This is a genomic window from Nocardia amamiensis (assembly GCF_015477605.1).
GTDB classification, from domain to species: Bacteria; Actinomycetota; Actinomycetes; order Mycobacteriales; family Mycobacteriaceae; genus Nocardia; species Nocardia amamiensis_A.
In genome coordinates, this window is the sequence record NZ_JADLQX010000056.1 from 1 (window position 1) to 18,107 (window position 18,107).

Annotated in this window: 13 protein-coding genes and 3 pseudogenes; 11 read left to right on the top strand and 5 right to left on the bottom strand. The window is 64.7% G+C overall.

Annotation, left to right across the window (positions count from 1 at the left end):
- Nucleotides 1-905: 905 nt before the first annotated feature.
- Complete coding sequence (locus IU459_RS35285; protein WP_195133942.1) at nucleotides 906-1,883, bottom strand: hypothetical protein; 978 nt, start codon at nucleotides 1,881-1,883, stop codon at nucleotides 906-908.
- Between the two features lie 286 nt (nucleotides 1,884-2,169).
- Here IU459_RS35285 and IU459_RS35290 point away from each other — a divergent pair, with 286 nt between their 5' ends.
- A complete protein-coding gene (locus IU459_RS35290) occupies nucleotides 2,170-2,739 on the top strand; it encodes a recombinase family protein (RefSeq protein WP_195133943.1) in 570 nt (189 codons plus the stop codon).
- Here IU459_RS35290 and IU459_RS35295 read toward each other — a convergent pair.
- A complete protein-coding gene (locus IU459_RS35295) occupies nucleotides 2,729-3,055 on the bottom strand; it encodes a hypothetical protein (RefSeq protein WP_195133944.1) in 327 nt (108 codons plus the stop codon). The two genes, IU459_RS35290 and IU459_RS35295, sit on opposite strands and share 11 nt — an antisense overlap.
- Nucleotides 3,056-3,491: 436 nt before the next feature.
- On the opposite strand from IU459_RS35295, the gene IU459_RS35300 reads away from it, so the two are divergent.
- From IU459_RS35300 to IU459_RS35320, 5 genes are all read left to right on the top strand, one after another.
- On the top strand, nucleotides 3,492-4,991 hold the full coding sequence (locus IU459_RS35300; protein ID WP_195133945.1) for a site-specific integrase: 1,500 nt from the start codon (nucleotides 3,492-3,494) through the stop codon (nucleotides 4,989-4,991).
- The gene (locus IU459_RS35305; protein ID WP_195133946.1) at nucleotides 4,991-6,745 is read left to right on the top strand and encodes a hypothetical protein; all 1,755 of its coding nucleotides are present in this window, start codon (nucleotides 4,991-4,993) and stop codon (nucleotides 6,743-6,745) included. Before IU459_RS35300 ends, IU459_RS35305 begins: the two co-directional genes overlap by 1 nt.
- Nucleotides 6,742-7,374, top strand: a complete 633-nt coding sequence (locus tag IU459_RS35310; protein ID WP_195133947.1) for a hypothetical protein — start codon at nucleotides 6,742-6,744, stop codon at nucleotides 7,372-7,374. Before IU459_RS35305 ends, IU459_RS35310 begins: the two co-directional genes overlap by 4 nt.
- 3 nt (nucleotides 7,375-7,377) lie before the next feature.
- Nucleotides 7,378-7,806, top strand: a complete 429-nt coding sequence (locus IU459_RS35315; RefSeq protein WP_195133948.1) for a hypothetical protein — start codon at nucleotides 7,378-7,380, stop codon at nucleotides 7,804-7,806.
- Between the two features lie 88 nt (nucleotides 7,807-7,894).
- Nucleotides 7,895-8,662: a hypothetical protein gene (locus IU459_RS35320; RefSeq protein WP_195133949.1), complete on the top strand. Its 768-nt coding sequence runs from the start codon at nucleotides 7,895-7,897 to the stop codon at nucleotides 8,660-8,662.
- A 408-nt stretch (nucleotides 8,663-9,070) separates the two neighbouring features.
- Here IU459_RS35320 and IU459_RS35325 read toward each other — a convergent pair whose 3' ends face one another.
- Nucleotides 9,071-9,331, bottom strand: coding sequence for a hypothetical protein (locus IU459_RS35325; protein WP_195133950.1), 261 nt, complete (start codon nucleotides 9,329-9,331; stop codon nucleotides 9,071-9,073).
- Between the two features lie 159 nt (nucleotides 9,332-9,490).
- Between IU459_RS35325 and IU459_RS39005 the strand changes: the two are divergent.
- The 4 genes and pseudogenes from IU459_RS39005 to IU459_RS35340 form a co-directional block, all read left to right on the top strand.
- Nucleotides 9,491-9,619: pseudogene (locus IU459_RS39005) on the top strand (DUF6011 domain-containing protein); the annotation flags it as partial.
- Between the two features lie 152 nt (nucleotides 9,620-9,771).
- Nucleotides 9,772-10,098, top strand: a pseudogene (locus tag IU459_RS40560) (helix-turn-helix domain-containing protein); the annotation flags it as partial.
- A gap of 72 nt (nucleotides 10,099-10,170) precedes the next feature.
- Nucleotides 10,171-11,262: pseudogene (locus IU459_RS40565) on the top strand (DDE-type integrase/transposase/recombinase); the annotation flags it as partial.
- Nucleotides 11,259-12,071, top strand: a complete 813-nt coding sequence (locus IU459_RS35340; RefSeq protein WP_195133952.1) for an ExeA family protein — start codon at nucleotides 11,259-11,261, stop codon at nucleotides 12,069-12,071. The pseudogene IU459_RS40565 and the gene IU459_RS35340, both read left to right, overlap by 4 nt.
- Before the next feature lie 203 nt (nucleotides 12,072-12,274).
- Here the strand turns inward: IU459_RS35340 and IU459_RS35345 are convergent, their stop codons facing one another.
- On the bottom strand, nucleotides 12,275-14,986 hold the full coding sequence (locus IU459_RS35345; protein ID WP_195133953.1) for an alpha-mannosidase: 2,712 nt from the start codon (nucleotides 14,984-14,986) through the stop codon (nucleotides 12,275-12,277).
- A 230-nt stretch (nucleotides 14,987-15,216) separates the two neighbouring features.
- On the opposite strand from IU459_RS35345, the gene IU459_RS35350 reads away from it, so the two are divergent.
- Complete coding sequence (locus tag IU459_RS35350; RefSeq protein ID WP_195133955.1) at nucleotides 15,217-16,101, top strand: ROK family protein; 885 nt, start codon at nucleotides 15,217-15,219, stop codon at nucleotides 16,099-16,101.
- Nucleotides 16,102-16,176: 75 nt separating this feature from the next.
- On the opposite strand, the gene IU459_RS35355 is transcribed toward IU459_RS35350, so the two are convergent.
- On the bottom strand, nucleotides 16,177-17,601 hold the full coding sequence (locus tag IU459_RS35355; RefSeq protein WP_195133954.1) for an MFS transporter: 1,425 nt from the start codon (nucleotides 17,599-17,601) through the stop codon (nucleotides 16,177-16,179).
- Nucleotides 17,602-18,107: the final 506 nt, after the last annotated feature.

Sequence of the window (18,107 nt, forward strand, 5' to 3'; positions counted from 1 at the left end):
CCCGCCCAGATGGAGACCGCCGTGCGCTCGTTCTTCCACCGCGTCCAGAAGCTCCCCGGCCGCGCCCGCAGCTACTTCCAGGCCCCACACACCACTTACGCTTCAACCTTTTAGTTTCGGATCAATACTTGCCTGTCATGGTGCGGTCCGTGTTGGTGGTGACGGGCCCGACATCGTACTTGGCGATGTGCGCGGAAGTTCGCTCCATTGGATCGGTGTGCTGTGCGTGGATTTCGCGACAAGGTGGCGTAGGGCGTCTGGTTGCGTCGTCTGGGTTCGGAAAACGACCGTCTCCCGAACGAGAACATCATTGCCATCCGGCCGGGTGTTTCCGCAGGAGCAGGTGTTCGAAAACCCGTTCGTTGTGAGGTACGGTTTCGCCTGGTTGTCGAACACGTTTACCGAACGCTCGGAGGTCCCCCTGATGGCGCTCGTCGGGTGTCGCTTTTCGAAGCCCTCTTCACTGATTTTCGAAGTCGCGTTCACTGGCGGTGTTCCGCGTCCCTGGACAACCGTCTTGTGTTTCGTGCTGATGCCGCACATCCCACCGCTAACCGCAGCATCTGATCCACACACCGTCGGGTTCCTATCCACGTCAGCCGCGGGTCGGACAGCTACTCGTCGAGGGGGTGACGATTCGTGTCGGGCGCGCTATTGTCTGGCAGCCAGACGGGCTGCTTATCCGCTCTGGTGCTCGGGTCTGGCCAATTCCCGAGCGAACTCGTGCCGGGCTTTCGCGATGAGCTCATCACCGGCCGCTGGGTATGCCGAGGCTATAGCGATCAATGCACCTTCGACATGAGGCCCTAGACCTGTGTGAGATCCGGGAGCCAGCCCCTCCAACGCGCGCGCTAGGCTCGTATCAAAGTTGCGTCGAACCTGATCGACGGACAATCCTCTACCTCTCAAATCAACCCTTCTTTCCGCCACTCCGACTCTGCCGTGTCTATCAGTAGCTTATGCAGCACTTGTGCGGGTTCGCTAGCACGGTCGCCATTCAGCTCAACGTCGGTGAACGCCTCCGCCAATGCCTCAGTCGGATGGAAATCCCCTTTCCAGAAACTGTATCCACTCAACTGGTCTCGCCAAGTTTCGTATAGGTCGCCCCGCGGGTCCTCGTGGCGGTATGTCCGTAGATAATGGTCAAACAAGACGGAATCTGCTCTACCAACGGCATCCGACCGACCTGCATAGGTTAGCGCATGACCGAATTCGTGAACTATTGCGCTGTACGCTGGACCTTCGGCTCTCGGGGAAAAGTGCCCTCTCTGCACCGCCTCCGACACATCCTTCGACAGTAGCGCCGGGTCTGTGGCGTACTTCCTTGAGAAAGTTATCCTGGTAGCTGTGAGATCGGCATGGGGTAATCTATCTTCGAGTGCCCGAGCAATATCTCCGTCTACGTCACCGATCTCCACCGACAAAATTCTGGTATGCGGATACTTTGCAAGCATGTCGTCCAAAGCTGTAACGATTTCGCGGACCGTGCCGGTGTCGACGCCTGGTGTACCGAAGCCATACACCTCGATACCGTGGCGTTCGGTCAGCCCCGTCGCGATCTGTTCGTTGAGCCGTTCGAGTTCCCCGGGCCGCCGACGAACAGGAAGTTGCGGATGAGCATTGCTCGACTGTGAAGAGTCGGCTCCCGGCGAGCCGGGATGGGGATGTGGCTCTCGATCACCGACGGACGCGGCAGCGACCTTCAAAGCATTCGACTCGTCGGCAGCAGGTAGCGCGGACCCTGCGGCATGAAGGTATTCCGCGCTGCGCCGCGGTGGCGCTGCCCGCACTTCCGCAGCGCTCTTCGTGAGGGGTATCAACTCGTCGCGAAGATCCGCCCACGCTTTCCCGATAGCTTTCCCGAACACGGCACGGCCGATCAACGATTTGCCAGTTACCTGGGCAGGGTACAAACATGCCAACCGGTCGGGCTATATCCAGCCTTGGGAACCACCACGCTCGGTGGCAGTCGATACCACCCATGCGGGGTTGCCCCCGATTCGGCGGCCAGCCGCGCCTTCGGTATGCCTATCTGGGGTAGACCCCAACACCACACCCACGACCGGGGTGAAAGAAGTCAGAATAGAGTCCCATTCCTTCATTTCTTGACGCATGTCCAGTCGATTCTTAAGCTCCAACCTGACATTTCGAGTCTCGGAAAGGGTAGTTATGCGCGTTGGCTATGTCAGGGTGAGTGCGGTCGATCAGAACACCGTGCGCCAGCTCGACGGCATCGCCGTCGAACGGACCTTCGTCGACAAGGCATCCGGCAAGGACACCGCGCGCCCGAAGCTCGAGGAGCTGATCGGGTTCGTCCGCGACGGTGACACCGTGATCGTGCACTCGATGGACCGGCTCGCCCGCAACCTTGACGATCTGCGCCACCTTGTGCGGTTGCTGACCGGTAAGGGGGTGCGGGTGGAGTTCGTCAAGGAGTCATTGACCTTCACCGGGGAGGACTCGCCGATGGCGACACTGCTGCTGAGCGTGATGGGTGCCTTCGCCGAGTTCGAGCGCGCGCTGATCCTCGAACGCCAGCGCGAGGGCATCGCCGCGGCCAAGGCCCGCGGCGCCTACACCGGCCGCAAACCCGCCCTCACCGAAGAGCAGGCCGGCCGATTACGTGCCCGCGCCGCCGCTGGTGAATCGAAATCGTTGCTGGCCAGGGAATTCGGGATCAGCCGCGAAACCGTCTACAGCTACCTGCGGGCTCAACCGGCCGCCGCTGTCACAGGCTGAGCCGGGCACGCAGCTGCTCGAGGTCGTCACCGGTGAACCGGTAGCGGCGGGGATCGGTGACACCGCGCAGCAATTGCAGCTCACCGAGGAACGGGGTGATCTCCCGCTCTACGCCTTCGCGATCGAATCCCTCCGTTTCCAGCATCGCGACTACGGCGGTGCGGGCGTAGGGCGGTCGCGGCCGCCGGGCCGGGTCCATCGGCACCGGGGCTGGTGGAATGAGGAATTCAGGTGGGATGCCGATCTCGGTGATGAGGAATTGACGCCGTTGCGCGGCATCGGTTTTGGGGTCGAGCGCGGTGAGCATCGCCAGCATGCCGCGGGCGGGTTCGGGGTCATGGCGGGCCGCGTCGATCCAGGCGTTACCCGCGACGGCCTGAATCCGCTGCCCGGCAGGGCCGTAAGGGCGGCCGGCCCCGCGTCGTCGACGACGACAAGCGACGCGCGATCCTCGCCCGCCACGCCGAGGGCCAATCACTGCGCGAGATCGCGCGCGGGGTCGGCGTCAGCCTCGCCGTGGTCCACGGCGAGGTGAAAGCAGCCACGGCAGCCATCCATCCAAGCTGACCAAGCTCGAGAATTTGTCGGTCTCTGGTGTCAGACTTCGGATCTCATTTGCTCGCGGTCGGATAGGACACGACATGGCCGATACCGACAGCAGGCCCCCGGTCAAACTCGTCACGCACTGTCGGCGCTTCCCTTTTAACTCTGTGTGTTGCAGCTGATCATGTTGCAGTACATGGAGGAGGGTGATGTCCAGGTTGTGGACGGTGCATTGGGTGTCCGCGGAGCTGCTTGCTCCGGCCGGTCAGCATCCGCTGCTGGATGAGTGGTGGGATCTTGTCGAGCGGGAGGAGTCCTTCGGGCTGGATCCGGGTGACCCGTTCATGGTGGATCCGGACTTCCGGGTGGATGCGCGTTTGACGCGCTATTTCGGCCGGTCGTCGTTTGCGAAACTTCGCAAGGCGACGAAGCGCTCGTACACCACGGATTATCGGGTGTTCTTCAATTTCTTGTGGAGCCGCGGGAAGTACTGGGACGCAGCAGACGATGATCTGCTCGACTTCGAGGATTGGCGGCGGCGGTCGCCGCGGAACATGCGGCGGATCAGCGGCTCGAAGTGGAACCGGGAGTTGGCGGCGCTGAGCCGGCTCTATAGGTGGGCGGTCAAGCAGGGGTTTGTGGCCGAGAGCCCGGTCGGGGTCAAGACGGTCCGCAACCGCTATGGGGACCTGGTGGAGGTGGCCGAGGCGCGAGCGAAGGACGTCCGGTCCTCGAACGTGAAGTGGTTGACGCCCAGGGCGTTTCGGTTGTGGCGCGATGTCGGGCTGCGTGGTTACACCGCCGAAGGCCGCGTGGACCCGTCCTGGCGCGGCCGTCACGATGACCGCAATGCCGCGTTCGCCGACCTGCTGTTGAGCAGCGGATTGCGGCTCGGGGAGGGCGGGTCGCTGTTGACGATCGAGCTGCCTGCCTCGGCGAATACGCCGCAGCGGTACGTCGAGGCCCGGCTGGCAGCGGCGGTGGCCAAGGGCAAGCGGGCCCGCACGTTCTACATCTCCGCGATCGTGTTGCGGGAGGTCGAGGCGTATTGCGCTACGACCCGCAGGGCTGCGATCCGGCGGGCGCAAACCGGAGGCCGTTACGACGCGCTGGACGATATCTGGCTGGTCGTCAAGCAGTCCGGGTGGCAGCAACGGGTGCTGCATTGGCGCGACCGGCACGGCCGGACCGGGGAACGTCGGATCGATGCGCTGGAGCCGGACGAGCGGCGGCGGTTGTTCGTCCAGGGGCACAGCGGGCTGGAGCCGCTGTGGTTGTGGCTTGCCGAGGACGGGACCCCGTTCGGCTGCCATTCCTGGGAGGCGGTGTTCCGGTCGGCGTCGCGGCGTTGCGCGGTGATGCTGGCGGGGGTGGTGCCGGGTCCGCCGTTCGCGACGCCGCATATGGCGCGGCATTCGTTCGCGCTCTACATGCTGGTGGCGTTGCATCGGGCGTTGGACATGCGGCTGGATCTGACGCCCGAGGAACGCCGCGACTACATGCTGCTCTACATGTCGCCCTGGCGGATGGTCAAAGACCTTCTCGGGCACGCGAGCGAACAGGACACCCGCGATATCTACCTGGCCCCGGTCTCGGATCTGGAGGTGCGGTCACTGTTGATCGAGGACGACGATCCGGATGTCGCCGAACTGCTGGCGAAGCTGGCGGCGGCGTCGGACCGGATCCTGGATGCCGAGGTGGCCGGCTGATGGCGCGGGGAGTGCACGCCGCGCTGCCGGCCGAAGGGCACCGTCGGCCATCGGTGCTCGACGATGTCGGTCCGGTGGTCACGCACATCAGCGAGAAGGGTGATCAGCGGGCGATCTTCGACTTCGGTGCGTTGCCGGTGTCGGCTGCGTTGCAGCGATCTCTCGCTGCGGCGTTCGCGAGCCGGATCTACCCGCCGGGGGAATGGCGATCGACGGTCTCGAGCACGGAGGTGTGGTTGCTGGTCCGCACGTTCACCCGATGGCTCGCGCAACTGGACCCTCCACCACAGTCCATCGCTGACATCACGCCCGCGGTCTGGAACCAGTGGAGGATCAGTCGCCCACAGAAGCCTTTGGGACAGAGGCAGATTCGCAAGATCGCGGCACTGCTGAAGCGCGATGATCAGCTTCCCGAGGAGACTCGCGAGGCGGTCCTGCGACGGGTCGCTTACTCGGGTGCCACGGAATCGGCGTATTCACCGGAGGAATTCGAGGAGATCAAAAAGGCTGCGGCCGGCCACTTCCGGCGGGCCTGGCAGCGGATCGCCGAGAACCGGGCGCATCTGGATGCTTGGCGGTCGGGCGCATTCGCCGACGGCAGCCGCGAGTGGGTGCTGGGTGAAGCGCTCGACCATTTGGCGCGGACCGGGGATGTTCCTGTCGATGTCGGCGCGGACGGTCATCGTCGGGTCGTCGCGCCCTACCTGGACGCGCTGGGCGGGATCAGCTCGGAATGGACCTGGCGGCGGCTGTTTCTCGACCGGGTCGAGATGGTGTCGCTGGTGACGCTGATCGTGAGTGCTCACGGCTGGAATCTCACGGCCGTCTCGGAGATGGTGGTTCCGCAAGTGCTGTCCGCGTCAGCGCCGGGTGAGCCGATCGTCTATCGGGCCGAGCTGGAGAAACGCCGACGTCACACGACCCACCGTTACGAGACCCGCAATCTGACCGACTGGGGCCCGAACTCGCCAGGGCGGCTGTTCACCCGCGCGATCGAAGCCACCGCCCCGGCCCGTGACCTGTTGCGCGCTCACGGCGCTGCGACCGATCTGCTCCTCGTCTGGCATGTTCATCTTCCCCTGCTGGTCGAGGATCGCGCTGCGCTGCTGCGCACCGGCATCGGCACCGGCATCGGCGTCGGCGACCCGGCCTTCCGTCGATGGAGCCAGGTGACCGGAGCCGGGAAGCTGAATCTGCGGCGTTTGCGGCGCACCGTGACCGTCCTGCATCGGCGCACTCCCGCCCAGCACAGCCGCGACGTTCACGACAGCGTCTACGTTCTGCGTGATCCGGCCACGCACCGGCGCGCCGAAGCGGTGATCGCCGAGGGGATCGCCGATGCCCTCGACCACGCTAAAGCTGTTGTCGCGGCGAGAGTTACCGATGATTCCTGCGCCGGTGACCTCGGCACCGACACTCCCACGGCGAACTGCGGCGACTACACTCACAGCCCGTTCAGCCCGCACGGATCGCCTTGCCGGGCATCGTTTCTGCTCTGCCTGGCCTGCGCCAACGCGGTGGTCACACCGCGGCATCTGCCGCGCCTGGCCTACTTGCACCAGGCACTGGAAAGCCTGCGCACCGTTCTGCCCACCCGGGCCTGGGAGCACGATTGGCGCGAGCACCACAGCCGGCTGACCCAGCTCAAGGACAGTTCGTTCACCGCAGCAGAATGGGCCGACGCGCTGACGGCGGTCAACGCCGGCGACCGCGCGACCATCGAGTTGTTGCTGCGCAAGGGGTTCGACTCGTGACCGCACCATGGCGGCAACCAGCTCTCCCGGCTCCCGCCGATCCGGTGGTCGACCCGGCAACGGTCACCGAACAACGCCGCGAGCTCATCCCTCGATTCGGTGATCCGGTCTGGTCGCTGACATTCACCAGTGACAATCCGTCGACTACCAGCGACCGGATTCAGTGGCAGAGTTTCCCTGCCGAATTGCGTGAGCAGTTCCGTCACGCCGTCTGGGCGCTGCTGAACTTCCCGGTCCCGGACACGGTGCTCACTCGTGGAGGCTCGATGATGCGGGCGCGGCTGAGCCCTCAACGGATGTTCGGCACCGCCGTGACCTGGCGGGTATTCGCAACCTGGCTCAGCGAGCGCGGCATCACCGAACTGACCCAAGCAACCACCGATGTCCTTGCCGACTACGGAAACTACGTGGTCAAAACTCGTAAAGTCGCGCGCAACACCGCCGCGAGCCACTTGATCGCGCTGACCCGGCTCCGCGCGTTCGCGCCTCACCTGCCGACCCGGTCGCGCATCGGCGTCCCGCCCTGGGAGACCGAAGGTTTCGACGATTATCTGCCCGCGGCCACTGCCGCCGCAGAGAACTCGACCGAGCCGATCAGCCCGGCCACCATGGGTCCGCTGCTGATCTAGGCATTGAAGTTCACTGAAGAGTTCGCCGACGACATCCTCGCTGCCCGGGCCGAGGAACAACGACTGCGGCGGGTCGTTGCCCAGACACCCGACACCGACCTGCCCCGCGGGACACCGCCGGCACTGATCGCCTACCTCGAAGACCTGGAGGCAACCGGGAAACCCTTGCCCACGCACACCACGCTGCGAGATGGCGCCGCGGCAACCTATGTCGCCGCGATCACCGGCACCCCACACAAGAAGGTCCACCGCGTTCTGAAGACTCCACGCTGGCAGCGCTATCGCAAGACCAACCCCGGACGGTGTCCGCTCGACATCCCGATCACCGGCCTGATCGAGGGCGAACCCTGGGTCAGCGCCATCGACTTCGACCAGGTCGAGCCATTCGTCCGGTTGCTGACCACCGCGTGCTTCGTGGTCATCGCCTACTGACCGGGATGCGCCCGAGCGAAGTGCTCGCCCTCGAAGTCGGCTGCTGTCCCGAACCCCGGCCAGGCCGCGACGACAGCTCCGGCGGCCGTTGTCATCTCATCCATGCACGGCATTTCAAGACCGCCCGGACCACACCACCAGGCCAGGCCGCGGGGTCGCTATCCCCGCCGACCCGCACGGCAACATCGGCACCGCCCGGTTCCGGCGGAGCCTGGCCTGGCACATCGCCCGCCGACCCGGCGGCCTGGTCGCCCTCGCGGTCCAATACGGGCACATGCGGCACATGCGCACGGTGATCAGCGAGGGCTACGCCACCCGCCAACGCGACGGCATCCACGAGCTGCTGGACCTGGAAACCGCTCGCGCGGTCGCCGAACAACTCAGCGAGGTCCACGACGCCCTCGACCACGGTGAGGGCGTCTCCGGGCCCGCTGCCCGGCGGCTGATCCGCGCCGCGCACGAGCAGCACGACCGCTTCGGCGGTCTGGTCACCACACCCCGGCAGGCCAAAGCCCTGCTCTCGGATCCGGCGCTGACCGTATTCGACAACGCCGACGCCTACCTCGCCTGCAACTACGACCCAGGCAAGGCCCTCTGCAACCCCGCCAACGCCAGCGGGCCCACCCCAACACCGAGCCTGGACCGCTGCCACACCAACTGCTCCAACATCGCCCGCACCGACACCCACGCCCGGCGACTGCGCACGGCCGCAGACCAGATCCGCACCCAGGCCGATTCGCCGCTCGTTCCGCAACCTGTCGCCGAGCGGCTGAAACACCGCGCGGCCTCACTGATCGAGCTTGCCGACACCCACGACCGCACCCGCATCACAACCACCGATCCAGAGCCACGATGACCACCGACCAACGCGGCCAGATCCGCGCCGCGATCGACCGGCTGCTGGCCGGCACCCCGCTACGATCCGACGGCGCTCTAACCGCCGGGTCCCTCGCCACCGAGGCCGACGTCAAACGACACGTCCTCACCCACCGTCACACCGACCTCAAGGACGAGTTCTACGCCCGCGTCCGCGCGCAAGGACACACCCCGCCAGCGAACAGCAACTGCGCGACGAGCTGGAATCCACCCAGCGCAAACTCGCCGAAGCCCGCAAGAAGATCCACGAGCTCGAACAATCCGTCGAAGCGTTCGCACGGATCGTCAAAGTCCTCACCGTCGAAAACGACCGCCTCACACAGAAATCCGGCCGCATCAGCAGCCGGACCGTCATCCCGATCAACCCCGAGACGAATTGATATCTGCGCTATCCGGCGGCCTGAACCTCGTCATCGCCGAACAACAGCAGTTGCCGCAGCGCAGTGGTGCCCGCGCCGATCCGGCGCAGGCATCGAGCGCAGGTGATTTCCGCTCGCGTCGGCACCAAGGCCGTCGGCGACCACCCCGCGACACCCGTATGACAAAGAAGCTCGGGCACTTCCTCGTCCTCGACCCATTGCCCGAGGCTGACCGCATGCACCGTCCGCCCGGCCCGCACCACGGCATGCACGCCAGAGGCACCGAACACTGCCCGAGTCGAAGCAGCAAGCGGAGCAATATCGGTCACGCGACCACCATACGATCCGGCACCGACAGAAAAGACGGACTCTCTAGCAGCTGAGCGGCCGATGGTGATCTCTCGTCACCCCGGTCTTGCAACACACCCAGACTTGACAGGGAACGCCGCTGCCACGGCTGGCTGGTATCAGCCGCGTCGGTCGCGAACGGCATCGGCCCGACCTGCGCGATCCGTGAGCGTGCCGAACAGGGCGCGGCCACCGCTCAGGAGCTCACCTTGTTCAATATCGCAGCCTGATTCAGCCGTTCGCTTCCGCCGGTGCCTGCCGGTTACCCCCATTTCGAGTGCGCCGTTCGGGGACTCAGCCGATACTGACGCGGTGGACGGCACCGAATCGGGTGATGCGGCAACCGGAGAACGGCTTGTCCGACGCACAGCGAGAACAGGCCATGCAGAGGTTCGCGGTCCTGCGCCCGCACCTCGAGGATGGTGTCGCACTCACGACGGCGGCCAGCGCAGCGGGGGTACCAGTGCGGACCGCGAGCCGGTGGCTGGCGGCGTACCAGCAGGCGGGCCTGGCCGGGTTGGTACGCAAAGACCGGAAGACCAAGGGGCAAAGACGGTTTCCCGAGGAGATGGTGCTACTGATCGAGGGCCTGGCGCTGCGGCAGCCCGCGCCGACCGCGGCGGTGATCCATCGCCAGGTCAGCGAGGTGGCCGCCGAGCGCGGCTGGCCGGTGCCGTCGTACAGCACGGTCTACGCCGTCGTGGCCGGGATCGACCCCGCGCTGCGGACACTGGCTCTCGAGGGCGACAAGCGGTACCGGCAGGTGTTCGACCTGGTGTACCGGCGCCAGGCAGCGCGGCCGAACGAGATCTGGCAGGCCGATCACACCCAGCTCGATCTGTGGGTCCTCACTCCGTCCGGCAAGCCCGCGCGGCCGTGGCTGACCGCGATCGAGGACGATCACTCCCGTGCGGTGGCCGGGTACGCCGTCAATCTCGGCGCGCCGTCGGCGCTGAACACCGCACTCGCGCTGCGGCAGGCGATCTGGCGTAAGACCGACCCGGACTGGCACGTGTGCGGCATCCCGGAGGTGCTCTACACGACCACGGCAGCGACTTCACCTCCCGCCACCTCGAGCAGGTGCTCGCGGATCTGAAGGTGCGGCCGGTGTTCTCGCTGCCCGGCAAGCCCCGCGGGCACGGGAAGATCGAACGCTACATGGGCACGATCAATTCGACACCCGGGTGCCCGCAGGGCAGAGGGAAGATCGAGAGATTCTTCCGCACCCTCCGTGAACAGTTCCTCGTCGAGGTCACCGACACCACCGCCGAGGACCTCGCCGCGGCCGGCGTCGACCATGCTACCGCGCTGCTGGAGCTGAACAGGCTGTTCACCGCCTGGATCGAAACCGAATACCATCGCCGCGTCCGAAACCGGGCAGACACCGTTGCAGCGGTGGGAATCGGGCTGGGATCGGCTCGGCCGCACCCCGGCCATGCCGACCGCCGCGGATCTGACCGAGGCGTTTCTCTGGAGCGAGTATCGCACGGTCACCAAGACAGCGACGGTGTCGTTGCATTCGAACACCTACCTCGTCGATGCCGGGCTGGCCGGGCGCCGCGTCGAGTTGGTCTTCTCCCCGTTCGACCTGGAAACCGTCGAGGTCCGCTACCGCGACCGCAGCTACGGGCAAGCCCTGCCACACGCCATCACCCGCCACGCCCATCCGAAAGCGAAACCTGAAACCCCGCAACCGGTTCCGCCGCCAGTCACCGGGATCGACTACCTCGCGCTGACCGCCGCCACCCACCAGCAGCAACTTCGTGAGGACCAGCGCATCGGCTACCACGCCCTCTACAGCAGCGGCTACGGCGAAATGCCGAGCCAGCCCGACACCGACACCGACACCGACACCGAGGCAGGGATCGCATGAGTGTCGGCCTGCAACAGTATTACGGGTTCAACCGCATGCCGTTCGGCCGGGACCTGGCGCCGTCGATGCTGCACCGCCACCCCGGCCACAGCGAAGCCGTCGCCCGCATCGGCTGGTGCGTCGACCAGCGCGCGATCGGGGTGATCACCGGTGAGGTCGGCGCCGGCAAGACCGTCGCGGTCCGCGCCGCGACCGCTGCCCTGGACCCTTCCCGTCACATCGTCATCTATCTGCCGAACCCGACTATCGGGGTCCGCGGCATGCTCCACCACATCGTCGCCGCCCTCGGCCACACCCCCGCCTACCACACCTCAGCACTGGCACCCCAGGCCGCGGACGCTCTGGCCGGCGAAGCCGCCGAACGGGGTCGCCACCCGGTGCTGACGCTGGACGAGTCCCACCTGCTCGACAACCACCAGCTCGAAGCGATCCGGTTGCTCACCAACCACGACATGGACTCCGGCAGCCCGTTTGCCGTCGTCCTAATCGGCCAGCCCACCCTGCGGCAACGCCTGCGCCTGGGTGTTCTGGCCGCGCTCGACCAGCGCATCACCGTCCGCTACAGCATCACCGGCATGAACCCTGCCGACACCGCCGACTACATCCGCCACCACTGCGCCATCGCCGGCCGCACCGACACCCTGTTCTCCGACGACGCGGTCGCGCTGATCCACAACGCTTCCCGCGGTCACCCCCGCGCGGTCAACAACCTCGCTCTGCAAGCACTCACCGCCGCCTTCGCTACCGACCACGCCATCGTCGACGAGAAATCCGCTCGCATCGCCATCAGCGAGACCTCCTCGGACTGACGGAAATCCACACCACAACGACCACTACCACAGCACGGCGGCGACCACGCCGTCACCACGACGACCACGGCCCCGCCCGGCACACGGACGGGGCCGTTCTCACACCCCGATCATCACCACCGCCGATGACGGCAACATCACCATCCTCAGTGACGCGCCACAGTCGCCATACGCAGCAGGTTCCGCTGTCGCTATGTCACCCGTCATCGCGTGTCCGGTCGCCGCAGCCTCAGCGTGCAGATCTCGCCGCCGCGTAGATCGATGGAGAGTGCACGACCAACTATCGGTATCGGCGCCTGTCTGGGTCGCTCTTCCAGATTGCAGACGGTCGCATCCGCCAGATCGATCCCGAACCGCAGCTGCGCGGTCACGTTGTCGTTGCTCGAGTTGAAGGCTCGGAGGATGATGCCATCACCGTCTTCGGCGACCTTCATCGCTGACAAGACGACGTCCGCTGGCGTGATCGCGAGCCTCAACAGGCCCGGGGCGTCACCGATCGTGGTGCAGCCACCGGTGGGTCCTGTCCCTTGGATTGCGCAGCCAACCAACGGCACCGAAAATTCCTCCGCAGCCTTATACAGCAGCCCTGTTGGGTCGCCGGATCGATACGGCCGGACCGCCAATCGAAATGCGCGCCGACCCGCGCATTGCGCTTCGGGAGTAGGCAATGCTGGTCCGATCTTGTGTTGCCGCAGAGGATGATCAAGACGTGCCAGCCATCCCACCGACCGCAGCAGGGTTACTTCCAGTGTGCCTTCCTCTGTGCAGAAGTACTCGTGCAGGCCCTCCGTCAGCACTTGCACCCCAGCTGTGTTGTCGTGCGTAGCGACGAACCGCCGCAACGCGAACACACCTGTCGGAGCCTCCGCCCATTCCGATGTCACAGGGGTCTGGGCACCGTCTCGGTGCACGACGCCGAAAGCAGATTCCGCACGTGAGTGACTATTCCCGGTGCCGGTAGGAAACCTCATCCGAAGCCGGTGGTCCTCGGCGAGGTTATCTACCAACACCATCACATCGAGCCGATCGGAATGCGCGTTCAACCTCAACTCCATCATGATCGGGAGCTCTACCGTCTCGGCCGACCGGGTACGCCGATCCGGTCGCAGCCGAATCGGTAAATCCATGGTTGCGAACATGGTGAGCGTGTCCGGGCTGGAGCCCGCTTCCACCCTCCAAGTACTTGCCGTCGAGGAGACAAGCTCATCGTCGGGAAGCGGGCCGAAGCCATACTCGTCACCAGCATCGCCGTCATCGATCAACTCCAGCAACCCGGCGAATGTCCGGCCCGTGCCCCGGTGCGTGATCGACACCGTCCCCGAGTCGGCGACAACGACATCGAGGTGGGCATTGCGGAGACCCCGGGCGGTCCGCTCGACCGCTGGTTCGTGCTGTGCGGGCGAGTAGTGTGGTATCTCCCTGGTCGGCACCAGTTGGTAGGTCGCGTTGCCCAGTGGAGCAACATCCGTTGCGACGAAGGTGATGTGGTCCTGTCGAAGTTCTTTCCTGCGGTTCAGGGTGTCTGCCACCACGATCTGCTCAGCTGAGGAAACCGTGAACGGCACGCTGTGCTGATTCGCGTCGAGCAGCGTGTAGGCCGCCCAGTCCACACTCGCGCCTTGTGTCCAACCGAAGCGTCGCTCACCGAGTGGCGCGTCGAGGTCGGGTAGGACATCGACTTCCACGACATCGGTACGGGGGTGCGCGCTGAGGTTGATCACGACGATCGGGACCTGCTGGGGAGCGACGGGGGAAGCGACGGCGTGGCTGATACGTTCGAGCGCATCCCGCGTCACTGCTTCAGCGATGCGTTTTACGCCCTGGTAGCGGTCGATCATGTCCTGGTGAACTGTGTCAACCGAGCAACCGCAGATCGAGTCGTGAGCATGGTTTTTCAGTAGTTCTCCCCAGGCGAACCTCAGCGAATCGCGCGAACTGCGCCCGTCTACTCCCATGGCCAGCGCATCCAGACGCTCAGCTACACCACACAGCAGTGACTCGACTTGTTCGTTGACAGCCTTCAGCGGCGTCCTGGTCGACCCAATTCCATCGAACACGTCGTGCCGTCGACCGCGCCGCAGCTCCCCTTCGATCACTATTTTCGGCGGGCACGCGAGCGACAGCTCGTGATACTCCTCGAGTCCGCCTAACTGTAGCTTCACGGTCGACTCAGCATTGAGCGCCGCTATCGCAGTCGGCACCTCGGCCTGCACTCGAAGGTGATCGCCACCGTTCAGCAGCAGCAGTACGCCCGTCCGAGAGTGCTGTGCCAGACGATCCAGAAGCTCCGTCAGCGAGTCGTATCGAACCAGCGTGCCGTGGTGCAATGACATCGACTTCGGATCCGGTGACAACACTGCCGCATTGGAGTAGCTTTCGCTCAGCCACGTTGCCAACACTCGTGAGCCGTCTGGTGCCTGCCAGAAGAACTCGCTGCCGGTCTCCTCGATATCGAACCCGAATCCGCGCATCGCATAGAACGTATCGATGTCGAAACCACGCAGAATCTGAGGAAGTTGATACACATGTCCGAACGTGTCTGGCAAGTAACCCTCCCGCATCACCCGCCCAAAACCCCGAGCGACTTCGCAACCCACCAGTAGATTGCGCACGATGGCCTCACCCGTCACATGGAACTCGTCCGGCTGGACATAGAACGGACCCAGCCGCAGACGCCCTTGAGCAACCAACGCCATGACCCGGTCGCGCTGACTGCGGCGGACCTGCAGGTAGTCCTCAACGATCACCGCCTGCCCGTCCAGCAGAAACACCGGCAGGTCGGGATCGTTCTCCATGGTCTCGATCAACTCGTCCAGGAAACGGACGAGATGGAACCGCATCGTCTCGAAGGGCGCGTACCACTCGCGATCCCAGTGAGTGTGCGGCACAACCACCGCAACTCGGTCTGCAGCCATGTCAGCCTCCTCCTCTTCACTAGGTCAACGTTGACGTAGCAAACACTCTTCCGTATGCTCTGTCAATGTCCGACATGCCGTCGATACGGCGCTGAATTCACATACCCGTCATCCACACGCGGCAGTGGTGTCGGTCGGCCACCCGCGGCACTTGCGCAGTTCGGCGCACGCGGCTCATGCAAACCGATAGAAGGATCCTGCAACAGCGTGACGAATCAAGGTTGGTGAGGATGACAGTGCTGGCTCTCGACATCGGCGCAACGAAGCTCGCAGCCGGACGCGTGTCACTAGATGGTGCTGTGCACCAGATCCGAACGACCGCCGTTCCAGCGAGTTCGGTATGGGGCGCTTGCCGACAGCTCTTGCTGGATGTTGCGGCTGACGAGCAGGTCGAGTGTCTGGGCATCGGTTCGGCTGGGCCGATCGACACAATGGCCGGGGCGACGGCACCGCCAAACATCTCGGAGTGGCGGACCGGCTTTCCTGTCGTCGCAGCGGCACAGAAGCTGTTCCCCAATGCCGCCATACGATTTGCCATGGACGGTGTATGCCTCGCGTTGGCCGAACAATGCTTCGGAGCCGCCCGCGGCATATCCGACGCGCTAGCAATGACGGTCTCCTCCGGCATTGGTGGCGGGTTGTTGGTTGGGGGTTCGGTCGCCTTCGGACGCACCGGCAATGCGGGACATGTCGGCCACATTCTGGTTCCGGGCTTCGATGACCCGTGTACCTGTGGCGGACACGGCTGTGTAGAGGCTATCGCAAGCGGACACTCTGCGGTGCGGTGGGCGCGCGATCAGGGGTGGACCGGCAACACTGGCGTAGAACTCGCCGAAGGCGCCCGGACCGGCGACCCGATCGCTACGGCAGCTTTGCACCGCGCGGGAACTGCACTCGGGCACGCGATCTCGTCAGCGACGGCAACGCTCGACGTCGGTCTGGTCGTAATCGGCGGAGGTTTCGCCCAGGCAGGTCCGCCGCTGTGGGATCCGCTCCGCGCGGCGGTGGCTCGGCATGCCCGGCTGAGCTTTCAATCCGATTTGCGGGTCGTGCACTCCCAACTCGGAGTACGAGCCACCTTGGTCGGTGCAGGCGTACTTACGATCGCCTCGTAAACGAGTCCGGCCAAAGTGGACCATCAATGCAGCACCTTCGAAGACCTCGAAGCCGAGCGCGAACTGGAAGGCGGGTTACTCTTCCCGCGCCTCGGAGCTCGTCAGGATCGCGCGTTCACCGTCGTCATTGTTACCCAGCGGGGTGACCGGAAGCACAGGTGCGAAATTTCCGGCCTGGCTGGCGGTAGTGCGCGGTGCGTTCAGGTCGAGGGTGTTTCCTCGGGCGGATAGACAGGCCAGCGCGCTGATCACACCGAGTACCGCCAGCAAGGTAGCCAATGGCCATGAGGCATTCGTCTCCTCAACCAGGTAGGTGGCAACGACCGGGGTGAGTCCGCCGATCGCGTTGCCGCCCTGGTAGCACAGCGAAATACCTGTGTAGCGCAGATGGACTGGGAATTGGGCGGCGAGCAATGCGGGAAGCACCGCAGACATCAGAGTTTCGAAAACCGTGGCAATGCCCTGCCCGATCCAGATCACGGTTGGGACACCCGTGTCCACGAACAGGTAGAGCGGGAAGGCCCAGACCGCGATAAGCGCTGCCCCGGCGCCAGCAATCAGCCTGGGCTGTCGCCGGATCGCCCAGTAACCGACGAAGAGGAGCAATGCGGCCTTGATGATTGCGGTGATGAATTGGCCGGTCAAGCCGATCTCTCGATCGAGACCGAGGTGGCTCACTGCGTAGCCGATGGTGAACGTATTGATCAAAACCCAGCCACCACTGCTGAGTAGCGTGATCGTGGTCCCGATCAACAGCGGGCGCCATGCAGTGCGAAGCAGATCTGCGATCGGCCAGCGTGACCGTTGATCGGTCTGCTTTACCTCGATGAACGCCGGCGTCTCCGACAGGCGCAGCCGGATCGCCAAGCCCACGACCAGCAACACGGCGGAAAACAGGAAGGGAACGCGCCAGCCCCAGGCCAGAAATGCTTCGTCCGACATCGTGCCGAACAGTAGAACCATGAGTGTGGATGCCATCAGCCCAAGCGGCGAACCCAACTGCGCTATTGACGAGTAGAACGCGGCACGACCTTTGGGCGCATGTTCCAAGGCGACGAGCGAAGCACCACCCCACTCACCGCCGATTGCGAATCCTTGTATGCACCGCAGAAAAACCAGACCGATCGGTGCCCAGACGCCGACCATATCGTAGGTGGGCAAGGCGCCGATCGCGGTGGTTGCACCACCCATGAGCATGAGCGTCACGACAAGGACGCTCTTACGTCCGATCCGGTCACCGAGGTGACCGAACACGATGGCACCGATCGGACGCACCAGAAATCCCGCCGCGAAGGTCGCGAATGCCGCGAGCGTTCCGGCAACGGGATCAGCCGATGGAAAGAACACCCGGCCGAGCACCACGGCGGCCGCAGTTCCGAAGAGAAAGAAGTCGTAGTATTCGATGGCCTGGCCCGAAAGCGCAGATAAAGCGGCCCGGCGATGCTGCGGAAGTACACCCTTGAGCTGTCGGCCCGCATCAACGGCATGCGGTGTGGTCATCGGAGTCTCCTCACTCGTCAGCCTGACGACAACGTTGACGTAGAGTGCTCCCGTTCACTGCGATATGTCAAGGCCCAGAACGGGATCAGGGGTAGACCGATCAAGAAGAGGGCCCACAGGCACGCCCTCAGGTGCGGGTACGACATGAAAGGCGCACCAAGTAGGCGGATCACGACTCCACGACGTATTCTGCGCCTGAGCCGTCGCCGAGGTCTTACCCGCATCCGGGTTCGCAACGAGGACTTCCTTGAAGCCGCCCATCTCGTTAGCCTCGATCTTTCGTCGGGGGTGCGGCCTGGTCTGATCGTGTTCGGGTTGGGTTTTGGCTGGTCATCAGCAGCGTGTGGGCAACCGGGGGTGGCCCGGGCCGCGGGTTGGCTGCCGGGTTCCACGGGCCCGGGATGAGTGGTCCTTGTGTCTTGTAGGTGCGGTTTGTGCTGGTCAGCCGGGTTGCAGCCGACCGATTGCGGTGGTGAGCAGGTTACTGTGTGGGGCGTGGCGTGGTA